This is a genomic window from Castellaniella sp. S9 (assembly GCF_027257175.1).
GTDB lineage: Bacteria > Pseudomonadota > Gammaproteobacteria > Burkholderiales > Burkholderiaceae_B > Castellaniella.
Genome location: NZ_JAPFGD010000007.1, coordinates 111260 through 132490, shown reverse-complemented (window position 1 = coordinate 132490; position 21231 = coordinate 111260). Strand labels below are relative to the sequence as shown.

Genomic DNA, 21231 nt, shown 5'->3' with positions numbered 1-21231 from the left:
CCGTGCAGGCGCTGGCAGCCTACGCCTGCCATCCGGACGCCTCGCGCGGCCGTGTCCATGCCGAGCCCGCGCCTGTCGGGCGCAATGCCTTCCAGCGGGACCGCGACCGCATCATCCACTGCAATGCTTTCCGGCGCCTCGAATACAAGACCCAGGTCTTTCTCAACCATGAGGGCGACCTGTTCCGCACGCGCCTGACCCACAGCCTGGAGGTGGCCCAGATCGCCCGGTCGCTGGCCCGCAACCTGGGGGTGCACGAGGACCTGATCGAGGCGATCGCCCTGGCCCATGATCTGGGCCACACGCCCTTTGGCCATGCCGGGCAGGACGAGCTCAACGCCTGCATGCGGGCCTTCGCGCCGGCGGCGGGCGGCTTCGAGCACAATCTGCAGAGCCTGCGCGTGGTCGACGAGCTCGAGGAGCGCTACGCCGCCTTCAACGGCCTGAACCTGTGTTTCGAGACGCGCGAGGGCATCCTGAAGCATTGCGCCCGACGCCACGCGCGTTTGCTGGGCGCGGTTGGCGAGCGTTTCCTGAACGGCACCCAGGCGTCGCTGGAGGCCCAGCTGGCCAACCTCGCCGACGAGATCGCCTACAACAATCATGACATTGACGACGGCCTGCGTTCGGGCCTGATCACGGTGCAGCAGCTGCAGCGCCTGGAAATCTTCGCCGTGCATTACGCACAGGTGCGCCGCCGCTACCCCAACGCCGAACAAAAACGCCTGGTGTCCGAGGTCATCCGTGCGATGATCAATACGCTGGTGCTCGACCTGACGCACCAGACGCAGGCGCGCATCGCCGATTTGCGCCCGTCATCGGTCGACGAGGTGCGCGCCGGTCCGCCGCTGGCGGCGTTCTCGGAGGGCATACGCGCCCAGGCCGACGCCCTGAAGAAATTCCTGCTGGACAATCTGTACCGCCATTCCCAGGTCATCCGCATGACCGCCAAGGCGCGGCGCATCGTGCGCGATCTGTTCCAGGCGTTCATCGAGGATCCCCGCTTGCTGGCCGACGAGTACCGTCGCGAAGACCCGGTTGCCCAGGCGCGCGCCATCGCCGATTACATCGCCGGCATGACCGATCGCTACGCCATCCGCGAGCATCGCGCGATTTTCGTGATGGACTGACGGCAGTCCCCGGCACTGCTTGCGGCCGTCCCGCCGGCGTGTGCGAATGGGGTTCAGCCTTTGGCGCGGTCCAGCACCGCGCGCAGGTGATGGCCGGTATGGCTGTCGGGGTGCGCGGCAATCGCCTCGGGCGTGCCCTGGGCCACGATGCGTCCGCCGCCGGCGCCGCCCTCGGGGCCCAGGTCCACGACCCAATCCGCCGTCTTGACGACGTCCAGGTTGTGCTCGATCACCAGCACCGTGCTGCCGGCATCGACCAGGCGCTGCAGTACGCCGAGCAGAACGGCGATATCCTCGAAGTGCAGGCCCGTGGTGGGCTCGTCCAGCACGTACAGGGTGCGGGCGGTGCCTCGCCGCGAGAGTTCCTGCGACAGCTTGACCCGCTGGGCCTCGCCGCCCGACAGCGTCGTCGCGCTTTGGCCCAGGCGAATGTAGGACAGTCCCACGTCGGCCAGGGTGCGCAGCTTGCGCGCGATCGCCGGCACGGCGTCGAAATAGTCCATCGCCTGGGCCACCGACAGGTCCAGGACCTCGCTGATGTTGCGCCCCCGGTAGCGGATGTCCAGGGTTTCGCGGTTGTAGCGCAACCCTTGGCAGACCTCGCAGGGGACGTACATGTCGGGCAGGAAATGCATTTCGACCTTGACCACGCCGTCGCCCTGACAGGCCTCGCAGCGCCCGCCCTTGACGTTGAACGAGAACCGCCCCGGGTCGTAGCCGCGCAGGCGCGCCTCCGGCACCCCGGCAAAGAGCTCGCGGATCGGGGTGAACAGGCCGGTGTAGGTCGCCGGATTGCTGCGCGGCGTGCGGCCGATGGGGCTTTGATCCACGCTGATGATCTTGTCGAAGGCTTCGAGGCCCTCGAGGCGGCCGTAGGGGGCCGGTTCAGCCTGCGTGCGGTGCAGGGCGCGCGCCATGGCGGCGACCAGGGTGTCGTTGATCAGGGTCGATTTGCCCGATCCCGAGACACCGGTGACGCAGCTCAGGCGTCCCGCGGGAATGGCCAGATCGACGGCCTGCAGGTTGTGCCCCCGGCAGCCCGTGATGCGCAGCCAGGCCTGGTCCTCGGTGACGGGCCGGCGGGACGGGATGGCGATGCGCCGCTGGCCGGACAGGTACTGGCCGGTCAACGAGGCGGGCGATGCCGCGATCTGCGCGGGCGTGCCCTGGGCGATCACTTCGCCGCCGTGCTCGCCCGCGCCCGGCCCCATGTCGAGGATGTGGTCGGCGGCGCGGATCATGTCCTCGTCGTGTTCGACCACGATCACGCTGTTGCCCTGATCGCGCAGCTGCTGCAGGGTGTGGATGAGGCGGTGGTTGTCGCGCTGGTGCAGGCCGATCGAGGGCTCGTCCAGTACGTACATCACGCCCGTGAGGCCCGAGCCGATCTGGCTGGCCAGGCGGATGCGCTGGGCCTCGCCGCCCGACAGCGTGTCGGCGCCGCGGTCCAGCGTCAGGTAGCCCAGGCCCACGTCGTCCAGGAAATCCAGGCGCGCGTTGATCTCGTGCACGATGCGCTCGGCGATCTCGCGGCGGGCGCCGTGCGGCGGCAGGTCGCGAAACCAGCGCCGGCAGTCGGCCAGCGACAGGGCCTCGACCTCGTAGATGGCCAGGCCGCGCCGTTCCCCCGGACCGGGGTCGTCGCCGATCAGCACGTTGCGGGCCTCGGCACGCAGGCGCGCGCCGCCGCATTCCGGGCAGGCGGTGGTATGACGCAATTTTCCGAGTTCCTCGCGCACTGCGCTGGAATGGGTTTCGCGCCAGCGCCGTTCGAGGTTCGGTATGACGCCTTCGAAGACGTGCCGGCGCACCGAGGTGGCCCCGTCGGCGCCGAGGTACAGGAAGGGAATCTCGTCGGTCCCGGATCCGTGCAGGATCTTGCGGCGCAGGTCCTCGTCCAGCCGTTCGAAGGGGGTCTCGAGGTCGAAGCCGTAATGCGTGGCCAGGCTGCGCATCATGGTGTGGGTAAAGGCGTTGCGCCGGTCCCAGCCGTGTATGGCGCCGCCCGCGAGGCTCAGTTCGGGGAAGGCCACGACGCGTTGCGGGTCGAAGGACTCGACCGTGCCCAGGCCGTTGCAGGAAGGGCAGGCGCCGACCGGGTTGTTGAAGCTGAACAGGCGCGGCTCCAGCTCGGCCAGCCCGTGCGCGCACACCGGACAGGCATAGGTGCTGGAGAAACCCTGTTCGGTGCCGTCGTCCAGGTCCAGGGCGATGGCGCGGCTGTCGGCAAGTTCCAGCGCGGTCTCGAAGGATTCCGCCAGGCGCTGGCGGCTGTCGGCCCGCGCCCGCAGCCGGTCCACCACCACGTCGAGGTCGTGCGCGCCGGCCGGCGGCAGCTCGGGCATGGGGTCCAGCGCCAGGATCTCGCCGTCGATGCGTACGCGTACGTAGCCCAGTGCCAGCAGCCGCGCGCATTCGGCGACGAGGTCGCCGCCGGCGCCCCGCGCCAGGGGGGCGAGGATCGCGATGCGGTGTTCGCCGGGCCGGGCCAGCACCTTGTCGACCATCTGGCTGACGCTCTGGGCGCGCAGCGGCAGACCATGTTCCGGACAATAGGGCGTGCCCACGCGCGCATACAGTAGCCGCAGGTAGTCGTGGATCTCGGTCACGGTCCCCACCGTCGAGCGCGGATTGTGCCCCGCCGCCTTTTGTTCGATGGCGATGGCCGGGGACAGGCCGGCGATCACGTCCACGTCGGGCTTGTCCATCATCTGCAGGAACTGCCGCGCGTAGGCCGACAGGCTCTCGACATAGCGCCGCTGGCCCTCGGCGTACAGCGTGTCGAACGCCAGCGAGGATTTGCCCGAACCCGACAGGCCGGTGAAGACCACGAGCCGGCGCCGCGGCAGGTCCACCGAGATGTTCTTGAGGTTGTGCGTGCGTGCGCCGCGAATGCGTATGGCTTCCATGCCGTGTGGGGGTTCAGGTTTTTCAAAGACCAACTTGCTACTATAACGCGCAGCCCCCTTCGATCCGAACCACGCACCCCGACCACCATGCCACACTCGTCCACCGCCCTGAAGCTGACGCCCCTCGAGCGGCGTGCCAGCCTGTCGCTGGCGGCCTTGTTTGCCGCCCGCATGCTGGGGCTGTTCCTGCTGACGCCGATCTTCGCGGTCGCCGCCACCTCGCTGGTGGGCGGCAACGACCCCGCGCGTGTCGGACTGGCCCTGGGCGCCTACGGCCTGACCCAGGCGGTCATGCAGATTCCCCTGGGCATGGCGTCCGACCGCTACGGCCGCCGGCCGGTGATCGTGTTCGGCATGCTGCTGTTCGTCATCGGCGGGGTGGTGTGCGCCATGGCTGCGTCGGTCGACTGGGTGACGGTGGGCCGGGTGATCCAGGGGCTGGGCGCCGTGTCCGCCGCGATCACGGCCTGGATCGCCGACGCCACCCGGCCCGAGGTGCGCACGCGCGCCATGGCGATGGTGGGCGGCTCGATCGGGATTTCCTTCGCGCTCTCGCTGGTGCTGTCGCCGATGCTGGTGGGCGAGTTCGGACTGTCGGGGCTGTTCTGGGCGATCAGCCTGCTGGGTTTCGTCTGCCTGTTGATCGCGATGTTTTTCGTGCCCTCGGTGCCGCGCTCCGAGGCCGACATCGTGCAGGCCACCGCCCGCGACGTGCTGGGCCACAAGGGCCTGCTGCGCCTGAATTTCGGCGTGTTCTGCCTGCACTTCATCCTGATGGCGGTGTTCATGGTGGCGCCCGGTCTGCTGGGGCGCCTGGGCGGCTACGATTCCTCCAGCCTCTGGCAGGTCTACCTGCCCGTGATTCTCGCCTCCTTCGTATTCATGGTGCCGGCGGTCTTCGTCACCGAAAAGCGCCAGGCGCACAAGGCGGCCCTCGAGTGGGCGGTGATGGGCCTGGTGGTGGTGCTGGGCCTGCTGCCGTGGCTGCAGGATGCGTTCTATCCGGCGGTGCTGGCGCTGGTGGGGTTCTTCGTCGCCTTCAATATCCTCGAGGCGCTGCAGCCCTCGCTGGTGTCGCGCGCGGCGCCGCCCCACTACAAAGGCCTGGCGCTGGGCTTCTACAACACCGCGCAATCCCTGGGGGTGTTCGCCGGCGGCGTGCTGGGCGGCGTGCTGGTGCGCTGGGGCGGCTCGGCGGCGGTGTTCTGGGTGGGCGCCATGCTGTCGGTGGTCTGGCTGTATACGGCGCGCGGGTTCCGCGAATCGCGCTGAATCCGTCCGCAGGCCGGCTGCTGTTTTACGTAGCTGCCGTGCTGGGCGATAATGTCCGGCTGACAGCAATCCGGTGCCGCCCGGCGAGCCGCTTCGCCGATAATGGATGCACCCGCAATTCATCACAGGATCTACATCATGGCCTCCGTCAACAAAGTCATTCTCGTCGGCAACCTGGGGCGCGACCCCGAAGTCCGCTACAGTCCTGACGGCGCGGCGATCTGCAACGTGTCGATTGCCACCACCTCCCAATGGAAGGACAAGGCCACCGGCGAGCGCCGCGAGGAAACCGAATGGCATCGCGTGGTGTTCTACAACCGCCTGGCCGAGATCGCCGGCGAATACCTGCGCAAGGGACGCGCGGTCTACGTCGAGGGCAGGCTCAAGACCCGCAAGTGGCAGGACAAGGAAACCGGGGCCGACCGCTACAGCACGGAAATCGTCGCCGACCAGATGCAGATGCTGGGCGGGCGCGACAGCGGCGAGGGCGGCGGCGATACGGGCGGTTTCAGCCAGGCTCCCGCACGGCGTCCCGCGCAGCAGCCGCGCCCCGCGGCGCCGGCAGCCGCGCCGGCCGGCAACCTGGCCGACATGGACGACGATATTCCATTCTAGGGATTTTCCCTTTTAGGGATACTCCCTTCTAGGGATACTCCGTATACGTCGTTGCGGCGCATAGATTCAATGCTCCCGGTGGTCTGCGGCGCCGCGCATGCCTGCAATGGCACAGGCCGCCATGCATAAAAAAACCTCTGTGAATCCAGAGGTTTTTTTATGCATGGCGGTCTTGCCCATGTGGTTTTCCGGAGGGATTCGGCCAGTATTTTGGAAAGTCCCCGACAGCGGCCGACCAGTATTTTGGAAAGACTGTAAACAAACTGTAGGTCTTGATTCCCAAATGAAAAAAAAGTGATTTCTGAACCAAAGGGAAACGACTTCTAATCGATAAAACCCCATGCCATACTAGGTTTCACAGAAAAACCGGCACGAGGATCGACCATGGCAATTCCTCATCGGATACGCGGCGTATTATCGCCCGTGCTGACTCCGTTCAACAGCGATTATTCAATTTCCGAACCGCGTTTCGTCGCGCATTGCCGGACATTGGTCGACCTGGATGTAGGCCTGGCGGTCTTCGGCACGAACTCCGAGGCCAATTCGCTGTCCGTCCCGGAAAAAAGGCGCCTGCTGGACGTCCTGATCGACGCGGGCATTCCGCCGGCCAGAATGATGCCGGGGACCGGCTGCTGCTCGATCAGCGATTCGATCGAGCTCACGCGCCATGCGGTCGGGGCCGGTTGCGCCGGCGTGCTGATGCTCCCGCCGTTCTACTACAAGGGGGTCGGCGACGAGGGCCTGTACCGGAACTTCGCCACCATCATCGAGGCCGTGGCCGATCCGCGCCTGCAGGTCTATCTCTATCACATTCCCCCCGTCAGCCAGGTCGGCATCAGCTATGCCTTGATCGAGCGCCTGCTCAAGGACTTCCCCGGCACCGTCGCCGGCATCAAGGACAGCTCGGGCGACTGGAACAACACCCTGGGGATGCTGGAACAATTCCAGCCCCACGGTTTCGACGTGTTCGCGGGCAGCGAGCCCTTCCTGCTGCAGACCATGCGGCACGGTGGCGCGGGTTGCATCACGGCGACCGGCAACGTGAATGCCGCGGCGATCGCCCATCTGCACGCCAGCTGGCAGGCCGAGGATGCCGACAGCCAGCAAGCCGCCCTCAATGCCGTGCGGGCCGCCTTCCAGCGGCAGCCCATGATTCCGGCCATGAAGGCGGCCATCGCCCTGCAGCAGGACGACCCTGAATGGGCGGTCCTGAGGCCCCCGCTCGTGGAACTGACGCCGGACCAGGCTCGTCAATTGAAGGAGGACCTGGCGGCCCTCCGGTTCACCCCCAATGCCGCCGTGGGCGCCGTCTGACGTCACGCCCGGATCCGTCATTGCCGCAGGAGCATCTAGACCGCAATAAGAATTCCAATCATTAGGAGACCACCCACAATGACTCGGAAACCGAGCAGGCGCAGATGGTTCGGAGAGCAGCAGCGTTTCGCGCTGATGCTGATCGTCCCGGCAGCCGCCATACTGACATTCTTCCAGCTGATCCCCATCATCATGGGGACCAGCGCCAGCTTTCGCGACTGGATGCTGTACAACCCGAAAAAAACCTGGGTTGGGCTGGCGCAATACGAGAAGGTTCTGACGGATCCGGCGTTCCTCACGGTCGTCATGCCCAATACGTTCCTGTTCATGTTCTGCAGCGTCGTGATCTCGCTGGTGATCGGCCTGGCGCTGGCAGTCGCCATGAACCGGGTCTTTCGCGGCCAGAAATTCGTCCAGACGGTGCTGCTGCTGCCCCTGATGGTCGCGCCGGTCATCGCCGCCATCATGATGCGCTGGATCTTCAATGACCAGTTCGGCATCGTGAACGTCGTCCTGGACGCCGTGGGCATCGGCGGCCTGCCCTGGCTGGTGCAGCGCTGGACCGCGTTCAGCGTGATCGTGCTGACCGATATCTGGCTGTGGGCGCCGTGGTTCACGCTGCTGTTGCTGGCGGGGCTGCAGAGCCTGCCGCGCGAACCCTTCGAGGCCGCGCAGATCGACGGCACGACCCGCTGGCGCGTGTTCCGCTATCTGACGCTGCCCATGCTGCGGCCGGTCATCATCGTCTGCATCGTGATCCGCGCGATCGACGCATTCCGGACCTTCGACACCGTCTGGGCCCTGACCGGCGGCGGGCCGGCGCGCCAGACCGAACTATTCAGCCTTTATGCCTACGAGGAGGCCTTTGTCTTCCTGGATTTTGCCAAAGGCACGGCGGCCGCCATGATCGGCGCTGTCATCATTCTCGTGGCCGGGCTGCTGCTGTATCGCGTGCTCGGCCATGTGCGGGAGGGTTCGTGATGAACAAGGTCCAACACTCGATCTTTGCGGCGTTTACGCCGGGCGCGCGACGACTCCCGTTCATCGTCGGCATGTCCATCACATGCTTCCTGTTCGCCTTCCCCGTCCTGTGGCTGATCCTGACCTCGGTCAGGCCGGAATCGGACATCTATTACGTCTACAAAGGCACGAATTTCACGCTGGACAACTTCCGGCAGGTGCTCGACAACCCCCGGGTCACGCTGGCGTTCTTCAATAGCGCGGTGGTGGCGACGGTCGCGACGTTTTTTTCGATCCTCGTGACGGTGTCCAGCGGCTACATGCTGTCGCGCCTCAAGGGGCCGATCGCCCGCACCTGGTTCGGCACCATCTATGCCTTGCGCTGCGTGCCTTTCGTCACCTGGGTCCTGCCCCTGTATTTCGTCGAGCAGCAGTACGGCCTCTACGATACGTACACGGGGCTGTTCCTGGCCCACGTGGCGGTCCACATCTGCTTTTTCTCGTGGCTGATGAAGGGTTTCTTCGACGGCATCGATCCCGCCATGGAGCATGCCGCGCTGATCGATGGCTGCACGCGCTGGGGGGCCTTCCTGCGGGTCGCGCTGCCGTCCGCCATCCCGGCGATCTCGGCCTTGTCCGTCCTCAGTTGGCTGTTTTCGTGGAACGAATTTCTCTTTGCCCTGATTCTGTCCGGACAGCACACGCCCCTGACGACCGTCGTCATGGCGCAGTTCGTCTCCGAAATGGGCATGCAATGGAACCTGATGGCCGCAACGGCGGTGCTGGCCCTGGTGCCGGCCTTCCTGTTGACCCTGTTCGGGCAGAAGTATGTGCTGCGCGGCCTCAAGATCTGATCCTGCGCATGGTGCCCGCCGGCAGGCGGGCTGCCGATGCCCGAGCAAACGGAGGTATTGCCCATGACCTGACCCAGAAGTCCGTATCAAATCTTTGTTGGTGAAAGCCAACCTAACTCGAGGAGGCTGAGGTGACCAAACTAAAACTAAAGCGGTTATTCATATTGAGCATTGCCGGCGCCGGGCTGGCGATGGGTAGCGCCATGGCGCAGCAAAAGGAATTGCGCATTGCGTACCAGCCCAATCCCATGCAGGAATCATCGATCGACATGATGGTCAAGTGGGGTGAGGCGAACAACGTCAAGATCGTCAAGATCCCCAACTCGTACGGCGTGTACGTCGAAAAGATGACCGCGTCGCTGACGTCCGGGGCCGACCAGTATGACGTGATCTGGCACAACGACGACTGGGGCCAGCTCTGGGCGCACTTGCTGGAGCCCGTGGATGACATCGATGCCCTGAAGCACGCGGATAAATGGAGCAACGACCCCATCATCTTCGCCAACAAGGAGGGCAAGATCACGGTCGTCCCCATGGGGGAAACCCTGGGCGCGCTCTTTTACCGGACGGACCTGATCAAGGAAAGCGAGCTGCCCAAGACCTGGGCCGAACTCGTCGCCTTGGGCAAGAAGCTGCAATCCGAGGGCAAGGTCAAGTATGGCTTTGTCGGCGGCATGGACAAGAACGCCGACTGGAACTCCACGCTCTGGACCTTGTGGAACAACGAGTGCGACGTGATGCTGCCCATGCACACGCGTGACAACGCGGTGCTCGCGAAGAACGGCTGGAAGGGCGGGATCGGCCAGCCTTGCGGTCAACAGGTCGCCGAGTTCTGGTGGGATGCGCTGAACAAGGACAAGCTCATTCCGGCCGGCATGCCGGCTTACGGGCGCAACGAGGCCAACGCCGTCTTTACGGCCGGCAATGCCGCGTTCACCGTTGCCGATACCACGTACTGGGGCGATTTCAACGATCCCAAGAAATCCAAGGTGGCCGGGAATGTGGGTCTGGCGAAGTTCCCGCTGGGTCCGAACGGGAAGGTCGTCCGCAACTGGGACGAGATCTGGGGCTGGGCCATTCCCAAGGCGGCGCCCGCGGCCAACAAGGCATTGGCCAAGGAAATGCTGGGCGCCATTATGATGGACAAGGAAGGCCAGCTCGCCTTCTGGGAAAAGACCGGCGCCCCGCCGCCCAACGTCGATTTCTGGCCTGAAATCGCCAAAGCGGACCCCTTCATGGAGAAGCTCCTGGAGATGTATCTGAATAATCCCGACAAGGTGCATTCGGCATACTATTTCCCGAACTGGTCCGCCGTGCACAAGGCCTATAACGATGCGATGACCAAGGCGATTACCGGCGACCGTGCGGACATCGCCAAGGCGCTAGCAGAAGGCGATGAACATATTCACGCTGCAGCAACCAAGTAATCTCACGCAATAGGTGATCCGCGCCCCCGCGGGCGGCGCGGATCGCTCTCACATGAGACCCACAATGAGTGAAATTGTTTTAAGCCAGGTCAACAAGCACTACGGGACCGCCCACCATGCCGTCAAGGACGTGGATCTGACCATTGCGGACAAGGAATTCGTCGTTTTGGTGGGCCCCTCGGGCTGCGGAAAATCGACGACCCTGCGCATGATCGCAGGCTTGGAGGACATCAGCAGCGGCGAGATCCGTATCGGCGGCCGCGTGGTCAACGACCTGCCGCCGCGGGACCGCGATATCGCCATGGTCTTCCAGAACTATGCCTTGTACCTGCACATGACCGTCTATGACAACCTGGCCTTCGGCTTGCGCAACAAGAAGGTCCCGGAGGCCGAAATCAAAAAATCCATCGATCAGGTGGCCGGCATACTGGGCCTGGGCGAGATGATGCAAAGGCGGCCGCGCCAGCTCTCCGGCGGCCAGCAGCAGCGGGTCGCCCTGGGGCGCTGCATCGTCCGCAACCCTCAGGCCTTTCTGTTCGACGAACCGCTGTCCAACCTGGATGCCAAGCTGCGCACGCAGATGCGCCTCGAGCTCAAGCGGCTGCGGACCCAGGTGCCCACCACGTCCGTCTTCGTCACGCACGACCAGGTCGAGGCCATGACGCTGGGCGATCGCGTCGTGGTGATGAAGGACGGCTGCATCCAGCAATGCGGCACGCCCCTCGAGGTCTATACCGAGCCCGCCAATAAATTCGTCGCCGGCTTCATCGGCGCGCCGGCCATGAACTTCGTCGAGGTCGAGATCCGCGCCGAGGATGGCGTGTTGATGGCGCATGCGCCCGGCCTGCGCCTGCGGGTGCCCGAGCGATGCCGCCAGACCTTGGCGCCGTGGGTGGATCGCCGTGTGACCATGGGCATACGCCCCGAGCATGTCTCCATCAAGCCGTCCGATGATCCGGCGGGGTCCGGGCATGTCGAGGTCATCGAGCAGCTCGGTTCCGAAATCTTGCTGCAGGTCCGGGTCGAGGGGTGGTCGCTGACCGTCTCCCGCGTGGACCCGCAGGGACACCTGCAGACCGGGGATGCGGTCAGCCTGTCCATCGTCAGCGACCAGTTGAGCTTTTTCCATCCCGAAACAGAGTGGTTGATCAAATGACGCCTTTTACGACACCGGAGAACCTTCGTGTGCTGATCACCGGCGCGGCCGGCAACATCGGCATGTGCCTGCGCACGCATCTGCGCGATCGGTATGCGCTGCTGCGCCTCGCCGACATCGCCGACCAGGAGCCGGCGCAGGGTCGCGAGGAGGTCTGCCGCATGGACGTGCGTGACATGGATTCCATCGAACGCTGCATGCAGGACATCGATTGCGTCATCCATCTGGCCGGCATCCCGGGCGCGGACACCTGGGAAAAGATCCTGCCGATGAATATTGAGGGCTGCTACAACGTGTTCGAGGCGGCTCGCCGCAAAGGCGTGCGCCGCGTCATTTTTGCCAGTTCCAATCACGCCGTCGGCTACCATCGCCGGGAACGGTTCCTCGACGACACGGTGCAGCCGCGCCCGGACTCGCGCTACGGGATCTCGAAGGTGTTCGGCGAGGCCGTCGGCCGGATGTATGCCGACAAGTACGGCCTCTCGGTGGCGTGTTTGCGCATCGGCACCTTCCGCAGCCCCGACCGCCCGACGGAATCCCGCCAGTTGCTGACGTGGATCAGCCATCGCGATATGGCCCAGCTGGTGCGCTGCTGCATCGAGCACGAGTCCTATCACTTCGTCGTGGCCTATGGCGTGTCCAACAATCTGCGCAGCCGCTGGGACAATTCGAACGTGAAATTCCTGGGCTACCGGCCGCAGGACGACTCTGAAGCATTCGCGGCCGAGATCCTGGCACAGAACATTCCCGAGGATCCCATCGCCGCGCAATTCCATGGCGGCTTCTATTGCCCGCTGGAATTCGTCGGCTCCACCGATCGCATTTCGTAGAGGAGACATCATGTACGCCGCACCGCCAGTGATCCAGACCACGGTTTTTGCCAGAATTCCGGATTCGCTCCGAATTCGCGGCCGTTCGAACCGGTGGGTCGACGTGCAGCGCGGCGGCGCCGCCACCGAATGTTTCCTGGAGGGCCCCTCGTTCGACCGCGAGGGCTATCTCTATGTGGTGGACGTCGCCTGGGGGCGTATCCTCAGGATCAGCCCCGATGGGGCCGACGTCGAGGTCGTGGTCCAGTACGACGGAGAGCCCAACGGCCTGAAGATCCACCGGGACGGACGTGTCTTCGTCGCCGACTATCGCCACGGCATCATGGTCCTCGACCCCGCGACGCGCCGGATCGAGCCGTTCCTGGAACGTTCGATACTGGATCGCTTCAAGGGCATCAATGACCTGGTCTTTGCCAGCAATGGCGACCTGTATTTCACCGATCAGGGCATGACGGGGCTGCATGATCCCAGCGGCTGCCTCTATCGCTATACGGCGGCAGGCCGGCTCGACCGCCTGCTCGATAACATCCCCAGTCCCAACGGCCTGGTTCTGAGCCTCGATGAAAAGGCGGTCTTCGTCAATGCCACCCGCGGCAATTGTGTCTGGCGGGTGCCCTTGTCGCCCCTGACCGGCATGCCCTACAAGGTGGGTAATTTCATCCAGCTGTCGGGCGCCCTGGGCGGCCCCGACGGCCTGGCCATCGATAGCGCGGGCAATCTGGCGGTGGCGCACATCGGGCTGGGCGTGGTGTGGCTGTTCAGCCGGCTGGGGGAGCCCCTGGCACGCATCAATTCATGCGAAGGCCTGTCCATCACCAACCTGGCGTATGGCGGACCGGAAAATAAAACGCTTTACATCACCGAATCGGATTCGGGTTCGATCCTGAAGGCCGAACTGGAGGTTCCAGGACAGCCGATGTATTCACATTCGTAGCACAGCCGGTCTCAAAGCGCGATCTTGCCGAATTCCTGGACGAGGCCTTTGCGCGCGGTGGACCGCAGCCAGAGCAGCCCGATCGAACGGGTGGGGGTGGGTCCCGGCAGCTTGTATTGGAGGACCGCCGGATCCTGGATGCCGTGGGCTGCGGAGCTGGGCAATATGGCGACGCCCAGGCCGTTTTTCACGAGGTCGGCAATATGATTGATGCCGTCGAGCTCGAGTATGGTTTCAGGCACGATGTCATGGGCCTTTAAATAATCATCCACCATCTTGCCGCCGACCACGCGTCGGTCGTAACGGATGAACGGATTTTCCCGAATAATATCGAATGGTGCTTTTGGAGGGGTGGATGCAGGCGTCAACAGGATAATCGTATCGGTGCGCAGAAGCTGCCAATGGCAGGTCTTGGGCAGCTCGAACAGCGGCTTGGTCAAAATGGCGGCGTCCAATTGATTTTGAATGACGCGCTGATAGAGAATCGTCGAGGCCGCGGGTTCTATGAGAATCTGGATATTGCGGTGTTTTTGTATCCATTTTCTGAGCATTGCCGGCAGCATGCCGTTCATGACCGAGGGAATGGCGCCCAGCGTCAGGGGGCCGGCTGGCAGTTCGTCGTTCGTGGCCAGCGAATTGAGAACGTCGACCTCCGCCAATATCAGTTTGGCCTGGGCCAGGATTTTCGTGCCCGACTCCGTCGGCATGACCGTGCGCCCGGCGCGTTCGATCAGCCGGGTGTGGACCTGATCCTCGAGCGCCTTGATGCGCATCGAGATGGCTGTCGGCGTCAGGTGCAGCGTCCTGGCGGCTTCCGCGATGGAGCCGAGTTCCACCACCTGGACGAAGCTCTCGAGAAATCTGATATCCATTGACAAGCCTGGCGTGGTGATGAAGAACGGATCATTTTAGGGGAAAAATACTTTCCATTCTCTCTAAACACAGGAAAAGATAATTGTACATTTATTCCCGATCGCCAAGAATATATTCACCGGGACATATGCCCGGTTTTTCGCCATCTCGAAACAAGGAAATGCCATGCCGATCATCGAATCCGTAGAGACCTGCGCACCTGCCGTCCCGCTCGATAAAGTGACTGCGTTTTCGAATAGAACCGTCACGACCCGACACTACGGCCTCGTCAAGGTCCGCTCGACCGAGGGTGTCGAAGGCATCGGGTTTTGTTATGTGGGCAGCTCCGGCGGCAGCGTATTCACCAAGGCCGTGAAAGAGCTCTTTTCCCCGCTGCTGCTGCAGGCCGATTCGTACGGTGTGGAATCCTTGTGGGCGAAAATGTACCAGGAGGCCCTGCTGCAGGGGCGTTACGGCACCGTCATGCGCGCGCTGAGCGCGCTGGACATCGCCTTGTGGGACCTCAACGCCAAGACCCATCAATTGCCGCTGCACAAGTATCTCGGGGCGTTCGAGCTGGACTCCGTGGCGGCCTACGCCAGCGGCGGTTATTACCTGGACGGCAAGGGCCCCAAGGAACTGGCCAAGGAAATGACCGACTACGTCGCCATGGGGTTCAACACCGTCAAGATGAAATCCGGGCGCTTGACGCCGGGCGAAGAGGAAATCCGCCTGAAGGCCGTGCGCGATGCCGTAGGGCCGGATGTCGACATCATGATGGACATGAACAACGCATGGTCCGACGTGACCGAGGCCATGCGCTACGTCCGGCGCTTCGAGGCCTACGATCCCTATTTCTTCGAAGAGCCCTTTTCGCCGGACGACATCGACAACCATGCCCGCCTCGCACGCCTGACGAAAGTCCCCGTGGCGACGGGGGAAATCGGCTATGGCCGCTGGTACCACAAGGTCCTCATGGACAAGGAGGCCGCGTCCATCTTGCAGTCCGACGCCGCGGTCTGCGGCGGCATCACCGAATGGCGCCGCATCGCCCAGACCGCGGCCAGTTATGGGCTGGTGATGTATCCGCACTGGTTCCACGACCTGCATGCGCCGCTGGTGGCCAGCACCCCCAATGCGCGCTGCGTCGAGTTTTTCTGCAATGATCAGGTTCTGAACTTCAGGAACCTGATCGACCGGCAGCTGTCCTTCGAGGGCGGACGGGTCCGCCTGCACCAGGATCCGGGGCTGGGGTTCAATTTCGACGAGAAGTTCATCTCGAAGCTGACCCAATGGGAGTAGGCGAGGGCATCCAATGAAGGAACATCTGCTGCAGATCGGCGAGTTCCCGCCTTTCGTGCAAGCGATGATCGATGAGCGGTACCAGTGCCACCATCGATCCGACATCGAGCGCGACGAGGGCTTGCGCATTCGCGTGCGCGGCATCATCACCCGCAGCAATTACGAAGTGCCCGCGGATCTCGTCCGCACCCTGCCACACCTGGGGATCATTGCCACCTGCGGCGTCGGCTACGACGGCATACCCGTCGAACTGGCCAGGGATCTGGGCATCCGCGTGACCAACACGCCGGATGTCCTGAACAGCGCGGTGGCCGAACTGGCCATCGGCATGATGCTCTCGCTCCTGCGCCGCCTGCCCGCGGCCGATCGGTACGTTCGCGCGGGCCGATGGGGCGCCGTGCAATGGCCCTTGGGCGAAAGCCTGGCCGGCAAGCGGGTCGGCATGGTGGGCCTGGGCCGGATCGGCAAGGAGATCGCCGCGCGCCTCGAGGGCTTCGACGTGCGGCTGGCCTACCATGGGCGCACCGACCAAGGCCTGCGGTATCGTTTCCAGCCGGATATCCTGGCGCTCGCCAACGACAGCGACATCCTGGTCGTCACGGCGCCCGGAGGCCCGGCCACCCGCCACCTGATCGGCCGGGAGGTCCTGCGGGCGCTGGGCCCGGACGCGTACCTGGTCAACATCGCCAGGGGTTCGCTGGTGGATGAGGACAGTCTGCTGGAGGCCCTGGCCGGCGGTATCATTGCCGGTGCGGCCCTCGACGTCTACGAGAACGAGCCGCGGATCGACCAGAGATTTTTGGAACTCGAGAATGTCCTGTTGTTGCCGCACATCGGCAGTGCGACCCACCAGACGCGGCACGCGATGGCGATACTGGCCCTGAACAATCTCGAGCACTTTTTTCGGGACGGCAGCGTACTGACGCCCGTCTGAGACCACGTTCGGAGGGTTACGCAATGCATGGGCAAACCAAGGTCGCCATCGTCACGGGGGCCGGCAGCGGCATCGGCAAGGCAGCCGCCCTGGCCTTATTGGGCGACGGCTATCGCGTCGTGCTGGGCGGGCGCCGCGCCGCGCCGCTGGACGAGGTCGCCGCCGAATCGGGCGCCGCGGACCGCGTCCTGGCCGTACCGACCGATGTGTGCGACGAGCAGTCCGTCGCCGCGCTGTTCGCCGCCTGCGTGCAGCGCTTCGGCCGGGTCGACGTGGTGTTCAACAACGCGGGCAGCGCATCCGCCCGCGTGCCGCTCGAAGACCTCAGCCTCGCACAATGGCAGACGGTCGTCGACGTCAACCTGACGGGCATGTTCCTGTGCATCCGCGAGGCGTTTCGCGTGATGAAGGCGCAGGACCCGCAAGGCGGCCGCATCATCAACAACGGCTCGATTTCGGCCCATGCGCCGCGTCCTGATTCCATCCCCTACACGGCGACCAAGCACGGCGTCACGGGCTTGACCAAGACCGCGTCGCTGGATGGGCGCAAGTACAACATCGCGGTCGGCCAGATCGACATCGGCAATGCCGGCACCGACATGACCGTCCGCACGGCGCAGGGCGTGCCGCAAGCCAATGGCCAGGTGACCTCCGAGCCCATCATGGACGTCGGTATCGTCGGGCAGTCCGTCCTCTATATGGCGAACCTCCCCCTCGAGGCCAACGTCCTTTTCCACACGGTCATGGCGACCCGCATGCCCTTCGTCGGGCGCGGCTAGGCGGGAACGGCGTTGATGGCATGAGAACGGCATAGGGGACGAGGATGGCCAAGGCGACGGGATTGAAGAAAGGACTGACCCAGTACGGCGACACGGGGTTTTCCCTGTTCCTGCGAAAGGCCTTCATCAAGGGGGCGGGATATACGGACGATGCGCTGGACCGGCCGATCGTGGGCATCGCGGACACCGGCAGCGGATTCAATCCCTGCCATGGGAATGCCCCGCAACTGGTCGATGCCGTCCGGCGCGGCGTGATGCTGGCCGGCGGCATTCCGATTCCCTTTCCGACGATCTCCATCCACGAAAGCTTTGCGCATCCGACCAGCATGTTTCTGCGCAATCTCATGTCCATGGAGACCGAGGAAATGCTGCGCGCCCAGCCCATGGACGCGGTGGTGCTGATCGGCGGCTGCGACAAGACCGTCCCCGCCCAGCTCATGGCCGCGGCGTCGGCCGGCATTCCGGCCATCCAGCTGGTGACGGGATCGATGCTGACGGGCGCCTATCGCGGGACGACCGTGGGGGCCTGTACGGACTGCCGGCGCTATTGGGCGCGCTATCGCGCCGACGAGATCGGCGAGGCGGAAATCTCCGAGGTCAATGACCAGTTGGTCGGCAGCGTGGGCACCTGCTGCGTGATGGGCACGGCCAGCACCATGGCCTGCGTGACAGAGGCCCTGGGCATGATGCTGCCCGGGGGCGCCTCGGCGCCCGCGGTGACGGCGGACAGGGCCCGGATCGCGGAACAGACCGGCACGCAGGCGGTGGCCATGGCCGCGGCCGGCCTGACGCCGCAGCGCATCCTGACGACCCAGGCCTTCGAGAACGCCTTGCGGGTGCTGTTCGCGATCGGCGGTTCGACCAATGGACTGATCCATCTGACCGCGATCGCGGGGCGCATGGGCCTGCGGGTGGATCTCGATCGCGTCGACCGCATGAGCGCCGAAACGCCCGTCCTGGTCGACCTGAAGCCCTCGGGCGAGCACTACATGGAGGACTTCCACCGGGCGGGGGGGCTGCCCACCGTTTTGCGCGAACTGAAGTCCCTGTTGCACCTGGACGCCCTCACCGTGACCGGCCGCACGCTGGGCGAGGAACTGGAGGCGGCGGGCCCGGCCTTCGACCAGACGGTGGTGCGGCCGCGTGCCCGGCCCATCTTCGCCCAGGGGGGGCTGGCCGTTTTGCGCGGCAATCTCGCGCCGGGCGGCGCGCTCATCAAGCAATCCGCCGCGAGCCCCGCGCTCATGACGCATGAGGGCCGCGCCGTGGTGTTCGAAAACAGCGAGGACCTGGCCATGCGGATCGATGATCCCGACCTGGAGGTCCAGGCCGACGACGTGCTGGTCCTCAAGCACATCGGTCCGGTGGGTGGGCCCGGCATGCCGGAGGCCGGCTACATCCCGATCCCGCGCAAGCTCGCCCGGCAGGGCGTCACGGACATGGTGCGCATTTCGGACGGGCGCATGAGCGGAACGGCCGCCGGCACCATTGTGCTGCACGTGACGCCCGAGTGCGCGCTGGGCGGGCCGCTGGCATTGGTCAGGACCGGCGACCGGATCCGGCTGGACGTGCCCAACCGGACGCTGGATCTGCTGGTGGACGACGCCGAGCTCGCCGCCCGTGCCGCGGCGCGTCCGCAGGGCGCGGCCCGGCATGCCGAGCGAGGCTACCTGAAGCTCTACCTGGACACCGTGCTGCAGGCCGACGAGGGCTGCGATTTCGATTTCCTGCAGCCACCGTCTTTCACGCGGAGTATTCCGGACGCCTGAGCCTTTGTGCTACAACGGGGGGTCATCGCCCTGTGGGCTCTCGGAAAGGACGGCCATGCGCGTATCCCAACCCAGGATAGGGCTCGCCCTTGGCAGCGGGTCGGCGCGCGGCTGGTCGCACATCGGCGTCATCCGCGTCCTGGAGGACGCCGGCATTTCGCCCGACATCGTGTGCGGGACGTCGATCGGCGCACTGGTCGGCGCGGCCTATGCGGACGACCAGCTCCAGCCGCTCGAGACCTGGGTGCGGGACCTCACCTGGCAGGGTGTGGTGGGCTTGCTCGATTTCACCGTCGGCGGCGGCCTGATCCATGGCGAAAAGCTCTTCTCTTTTTTGCGTGCGCACCTGAGCGACAAGACGATACCCAGCCTGTCCAAGGCCTATGGGGCCGTCGCCACCGAGCTGGCCACGGGGCGCGAGGTCTGGCTGCGCGAGGGGGCCGTGTTCGATGCCGTGCGCGCTTCCGCCGCCCTGCCGGGCTTGTTCACCCCCATGCCGCGCGAGGGTCGCCTGCTGGTCGATGGCGCGCTGGTGAATCCGGTGCCCGTGTCCCTGTGTCGTGCGATGGGAGCGGACGTCGTCATCGCGGTGGACCTGAACGCCGACCTCATCGGGCGGCATGCCGAGCCTGACGAGGCGGCCGTCGCGGCGGAACCCGGCGCCCTCGCCTCGGTGTTGAGCCGCCTGCCGCTGCGGCTCGGCGGCCTCAGAGGCGCGCCCGAAGGCGCCGTGGACATGCCGTCGATCTTCGACGTGCTGAGCCTCAGCCTCAACATCATGCAGGTGCGCATCACCCGCAGCCGCCTTGCGGGCGAACCGGCGGACATCATGATCCGGCCCCGGCTGGCGGACTTTGCCTTGATGGATTACCACCGCGCGGCGATCGCGATCGAGGAAGGCGAACGGGCCGCGCAGCGGGCGCTGCCGGAATTGCGGGAGACGCTCGGCGGGCGTTGATCGCCCGCCCGCATCGGGAGACTCGGATGTTCCAGCAAGGCGATCGATTCCAAGGCACTCGTGCGCCAGTGGGCGCTGCTTTGCAGGGGTGGTGGGCGGGGATCCGGCTGCGCGGCGCGGATGGTCCGGGGGAGGGCCTGGCGGTGGATGGCCGACACATGCGGGCCTGGCTGGCCGCGCTTGGCCTGGCGTCCCTGGTCGAGTCCAGCGGCGGCCGGGATGCGGCGGGCGCCTATCTGGATTTCCGCCTGCGCCCCGACGCCGCGGCGCGCTGCGCGCCCGGCCACGACACCTCGGGCCTGGCGGTGGCGCTGGGCCTGGACACCGCGGGCCGGGACCGCGACCTGGATACGGAGATCCTCGCGGCAATGCTGCTCGGTCCCATCGCCTTCGAGCTGCCCTCGCACGATGAACTGGTCTCGGCCGTACGCCTGCGCCGCCGCATCGTACGCGCGGCGCGCCGTACCGTGCTGTCCTTCGACACCGAACACGCCGAGCGCCCCGAGGAATGCTGGACCTATGGCGAGGCCACCGGGTTCACCATCGTCCCGGGACACGGCCTGATCGATGCATTGCGCAAGGCCACCCAGCCCGGGATCGGCGGCCGGCGGTATTCCTTTTCCTGCTACCGGGCCACCGAGTACGTCATGCTGCTCGCGTTGGCGCAGGAACTGGCCGAATGCAATCCCGGCCTCCTGGCCATCCTGCAGCGCCAGTGGGAAACCCGCGCCATCATGTCGGGCGAGTTCCACGAGGTGTTCCTGCACGAATACGGGTCGCTGCGCGAGCCGCTGCCGGCCCGCTACTACGTGCCGGGCGACCGCCTCTGGTTTCGCAATCCCGACGAAGCCTCCGCCAATGTCGAGGGCTACGAAGGGTCCTGGGTGTTCTACCTGGGCGAGGGCCGCTACACGAACTTCTGGACGCCCGAGCGGCATTACTCGCTGACCCACAAGTGCGTCGAGCTTTATCACTGGCGTCACGGCCTGCGCCGCGACGCGGCGGGCCGGCCGTGCATGGACGAGGCCGTGGTCGAGGCCCGTGTGCGTGCGGACCTGGACGATCCGACGGCCGTTGCCGCCGTTCTCGAGCGCATGCTGCGCCTGCGCGATCCGGCCGGGGTGTATGCGCAAGGCGGTTGCATCGACGCCACGCGCGAGTACGTCCGTTGCGTGCGGCCCGGCACTTGCACGCTGCGCTTGCCCGGCATGGCATCGAGCCAGGCGGCGTAGGCCG

Annotated in this window: 18 protein-coding genes; 16 read left to right on the top strand and 2 right to left on the bottom strand. The window is 65.3% G+C overall.

What is annotated here, in order from left to right:
* The first annotated feature begins 2 nt into the window (after nt 1–2).
* The gene (locus OOZ48_RS12865) at nt 3–1130 is read left to right on the top strand and encodes a deoxyguanosinetriphosphate triphosphohydrolase (RefSeq protein ID WP_269498939.1); all 1128 of its coding nucleotides are present in this window, start codon (nt 3–5) and stop codon (nt 1128–1130) included.
* 53 nt (nt 1131–1183) lie between these two features.
* Here the strand turns inward: OOZ48_RS12865 and uvrA are convergent, their stop codons facing one another.
* A complete protein-coding gene (gene uvrA, locus OOZ48_RS12860) occupies nt 1184–4039 on the bottom strand; it encodes an excinuclease ABC subunit UvrA (RefSeq protein ID WP_269498937.1) in 2856 nt (951 codons plus the stop codon).
* A gap of 87 nt (nt 4040–4126) precedes the next feature.
* On the opposite strand from uvrA, the gene OOZ48_RS12855 reads away from it, so the two are divergent.
* From OOZ48_RS12855 to OOZ48_RS12815, 9 genes are all read left to right on the top strand, one after another.
* The gene (locus OOZ48_RS12855; protein WP_269498935.1) at nt 4127–5311 is read left to right on the top strand and encodes an MFS transporter; all 1185 of its coding nucleotides are present in this window, start codon (nt 4127–4129) and stop codon (nt 5309–5311) included.
* A 138-nt stretch (nt 5312–5449) separates the two neighbouring features.
* Nucleotides 5450–5926, top strand: coding sequence for a single-stranded DNA-binding protein (gene ssb / locus OOZ48_RS12850; protein ID WP_269498933.1), 477 nt, complete (start codon nt 5450–5452; stop codon nt 5924–5926).
* A 384-nt stretch (nt 5927–6310) separates the two neighbouring features.
* Nucleotides 6311–7240, top strand: coding sequence for a dihydrodipicolinate synthase family protein (locus OOZ48_RS12845; RefSeq protein ID WP_269498932.1), 930 nt, complete (start codon nt 6311–6313; stop codon nt 7238–7240).
* Nucleotides 7241–7318: 78 nt separating this feature from the next.
* Nucleotides 7319–8221 carry a carbohydrate ABC transporter permease gene (locus OOZ48_RS12840; RefSeq protein WP_269498930.1) on the top strand — a complete coding sequence of 301 codons (903 nt, stop codon included), beginning with the start codon at nt 7319–7321 and terminating at the stop codon, nt 8219–8221.
* Nucleotides 8221–9054: a carbohydrate ABC transporter permease gene (locus OOZ48_RS12835; RefSeq protein WP_269498929.1), complete on the top strand. Its 834-nt coding sequence runs from the start codon at nt 8221–8223 to the stop codon at nt 9052–9054. The genes OOZ48_RS12840 and OOZ48_RS12835 overlap by 1 nt, the downstream gene beginning before the upstream one ends.
* A gap of 164 nt (nt 9055–9218) precedes the next feature.
* Nucleotides 9219–10481, top strand: a complete 1263-nt coding sequence (locus OOZ48_RS12830) for an extracellular solute-binding protein (protein ID WP_269498927.1) — start codon at nt 9219–9221, stop codon at nt 10479–10481.
* A 64-nt stretch (nt 10482–10545) separates the two neighbouring features.
* A complete protein-coding gene (locus OOZ48_RS12825; RefSeq protein ID WP_269498925.1) occupies nt 10546–11637 on the top strand; it encodes an ABC transporter ATP-binding protein in 1092 nt (363 codons plus the stop codon).
* Complete coding sequence (locus OOZ48_RS12820) at nt 11634–12467, top strand: NAD-dependent epimerase/dehydratase family protein (RefSeq protein ID WP_269498923.1); 834 nt, start codon at nt 11634–11636, stop codon at nt 12465–12467. Before OOZ48_RS12825 ends, OOZ48_RS12820 begins: the two co-directional genes overlap by 4 nt.
* 10 nt (nt 12468–12477) lie before the next feature.
* Nucleotides 12478–13401: an SMP-30/gluconolactonase/LRE family protein gene (locus OOZ48_RS12815; protein WP_269498920.1), complete on the top strand. Its 924-nt coding sequence runs from the start codon at nt 12478–12480 to the stop codon at nt 13399–13401.
* A gap of 11 nt (nt 13402–13412) precedes the next feature.
* Here OOZ48_RS12815 and OOZ48_RS12810 read toward each other — a convergent pair whose 3' ends face one another.
* Nucleotides 13413–14273 (bottom strand): LysR family transcriptional regulator, encoded by an 861-nt coding sequence (locus OOZ48_RS12810; RefSeq protein ID WP_269498918.1) that lies wholly within the window; start codon nt 14271–14273, stop codon nt 13413–13415.
* A 166-nt stretch (nt 14274–14439) separates the two neighbouring features.
* Here OOZ48_RS12810 and OOZ48_RS12805 point away from each other — a divergent pair, with 166 nt between their 5' ends.
* From OOZ48_RS12805 to OOZ48_RS12780, 6 genes are read left to right on the top strand one after another with little or no spacing between them, the layout of a single operon-like run.
* Nucleotides 14440–15555 carry a mandelate racemase/muconate lactonizing enzyme family protein gene (locus OOZ48_RS12805; RefSeq protein ID WP_269498916.1) on the top strand — a complete coding sequence of 372 codons (1116 nt, stop codon included), beginning with the start codon at nt 14440–14442 and terminating at the stop codon, nt 15553–15555.
* A gap of 13 nt (nt 15556–15568) precedes the next feature.
* The gene (locus tag OOZ48_RS12800; protein ID WP_269498914.1) at nt 15569–16489 is read left to right on the top strand and encodes a 2-hydroxyacid dehydrogenase; all 921 of its coding nucleotides are present in this window, start codon (nt 15569–15571) and stop codon (nt 16487–16489) included.
* Nucleotides 16490–16512: 23 nt separating this feature from the next.
* Nucleotides 16513–17268, top strand: coding sequence for an SDR family oxidoreductase (locus OOZ48_RS12795; protein ID WP_269498912.1), 756 nt, complete (start codon nt 16513–16515; stop codon nt 17266–17268).
* Between the two features lie 44 nt (nt 17269–17312).
* Nucleotides 17313–19037 (top strand): IlvD/Edd family dehydratase, encoded by a 1725-nt coding sequence (locus tag OOZ48_RS12790; RefSeq protein ID WP_269498911.1) that lies wholly within the window; start codon nt 17313–17315, stop codon nt 19035–19037.
* A gap of 55 nt (nt 19038–19092) precedes the next feature.
* Entirely contained in the window at nt 19093–19995 is a 903-nt protein-coding gene (gene rssA / locus OOZ48_RS12785; protein WP_269498909.1) for a patatin-like phospholipase RssA, read from the top strand.
* A 26-nt stretch (nt 19996–20021) separates the two neighbouring features.
* Nucleotides 20022–21227: a hypothetical protein gene (locus OOZ48_RS12780; protein ID WP_269498908.1), complete on the top strand. Its 1206-nt coding sequence runs from the start codon at nt 20022–20024 to the stop codon at nt 21225–21227.
* Nucleotides 21228–21231: the final 4 nt, after the last annotated feature.

What these genes read in the sequence shown, in the direction of transcription:
- OOZ48_RS12835 (WP_269498929.1), top strand. Translation starts at nt 8,221, where the DNA reads ATGAACAAGGTCCAACACTCGATCTTTGCGGCGTTTACGCCGGGCGCG.
- ssb (WP_269498933.1), top strand. Translation starts at nt 5,450, where the DNA reads ATGGCCTCCGTCAACAAAGTCATTCTCGTCGGCAACCTGGGGCGCGAC.
- OOZ48_RS12855 (WP_269498935.1), top strand. Translation starts at nt 4,127, where the DNA reads ATGCCACACTCGTCCACCGCCCTGAAGCTGACGCCCCTCGAGCGGCGT.
- OOZ48_RS12825 (WP_269498925.1), top strand. Translation starts at nt 10,546, where the DNA reads ATGAGTGAAATTGTTTTAAGCCAGGTCAACAAGCACTACGGGACCGCC.
- OOZ48_RS12795 (WP_269498912.1), top strand. Translation starts at nt 16,513, where the DNA reads ATGCATGGGCAAACCAAGGTCGCCATCGTCACGGGGGCCGGCAGCGGC.
- OOZ48_RS12815 (WP_269498920.1), top strand. Translation starts at nt 12,478, where the DNA reads ATGTACGCCGCACCGCCAGTGATCCAGACCACGGTTTTTGCCAGAATT.
- OOZ48_RS12780 (WP_269498908.1), top strand. Translation starts at nt 20,022, where the DNA reads ATGTTCCAGCAAGGCGATCGATTCCAAGGCACTCGTGCGCCAGTGGGC.
- uvrA (WP_269498937.1), bottom strand. Translation starts at nt 4,039, where the DNA reads ATGGAAGCCATACGCATTCGCGGCGCACGCACGCACAACCTCAAGAAC.
- OOZ48_RS12800 (WP_269498914.1), top strand. Translation starts at nt 15,569, where the DNA reads ATGAAGGAACATCTGCTGCAGATCGGCGAGTTCCCGCCTTTCGTGCAA.
- OOZ48_RS12790 (WP_269498911.1), top strand. Translation starts at nt 17,313, where the DNA reads ATGGCCAAGGCGACGGGATTGAAGAAAGGACTGACCCAGTACGGCGAC.
- OOZ48_RS12805 (WP_269498916.1), top strand. Translation starts at nt 14,440, where the DNA reads ATGCCGATCATCGAATCCGTAGAGACCTGCGCACCTGCCGTCCCGCTC.
- OOZ48_RS12820 (WP_269498923.1), top strand. Translation starts at nt 11,634, where the DNA reads ATGACGCCTTTTACGACACCGGAGAACCTTCGTGTGCTGATCACCGGC.
- OOZ48_RS12845 (WP_269498932.1), top strand. Translation starts at nt 6,311, where the DNA reads ATGGCAATTCCTCATCGGATACGCGGCGTATTATCGCCCGTGCTGACT.
- OOZ48_RS12810 (WP_269498918.1), bottom strand. Translation starts at nt 14,273, where the DNA reads ATGGATATCAGATTTCTCGAGAGCTTCGTCCAGGTGGTGGAACTCGGC.
- OOZ48_RS12840 (WP_269498930.1), top strand. Translation starts at nt 7,319, where the DNA reads ATGACTCGGAAACCGAGCAGGCGCAGATGGTTCGGAGAGCAGCAGCGT.
- rssA (WP_269498909.1), top strand. Translation starts at nt 19,093, where the DNA reads ATGCGCGTATCCCAACCCAGGATAGGGCTCGCCCTTGGCAGCGGGTCG.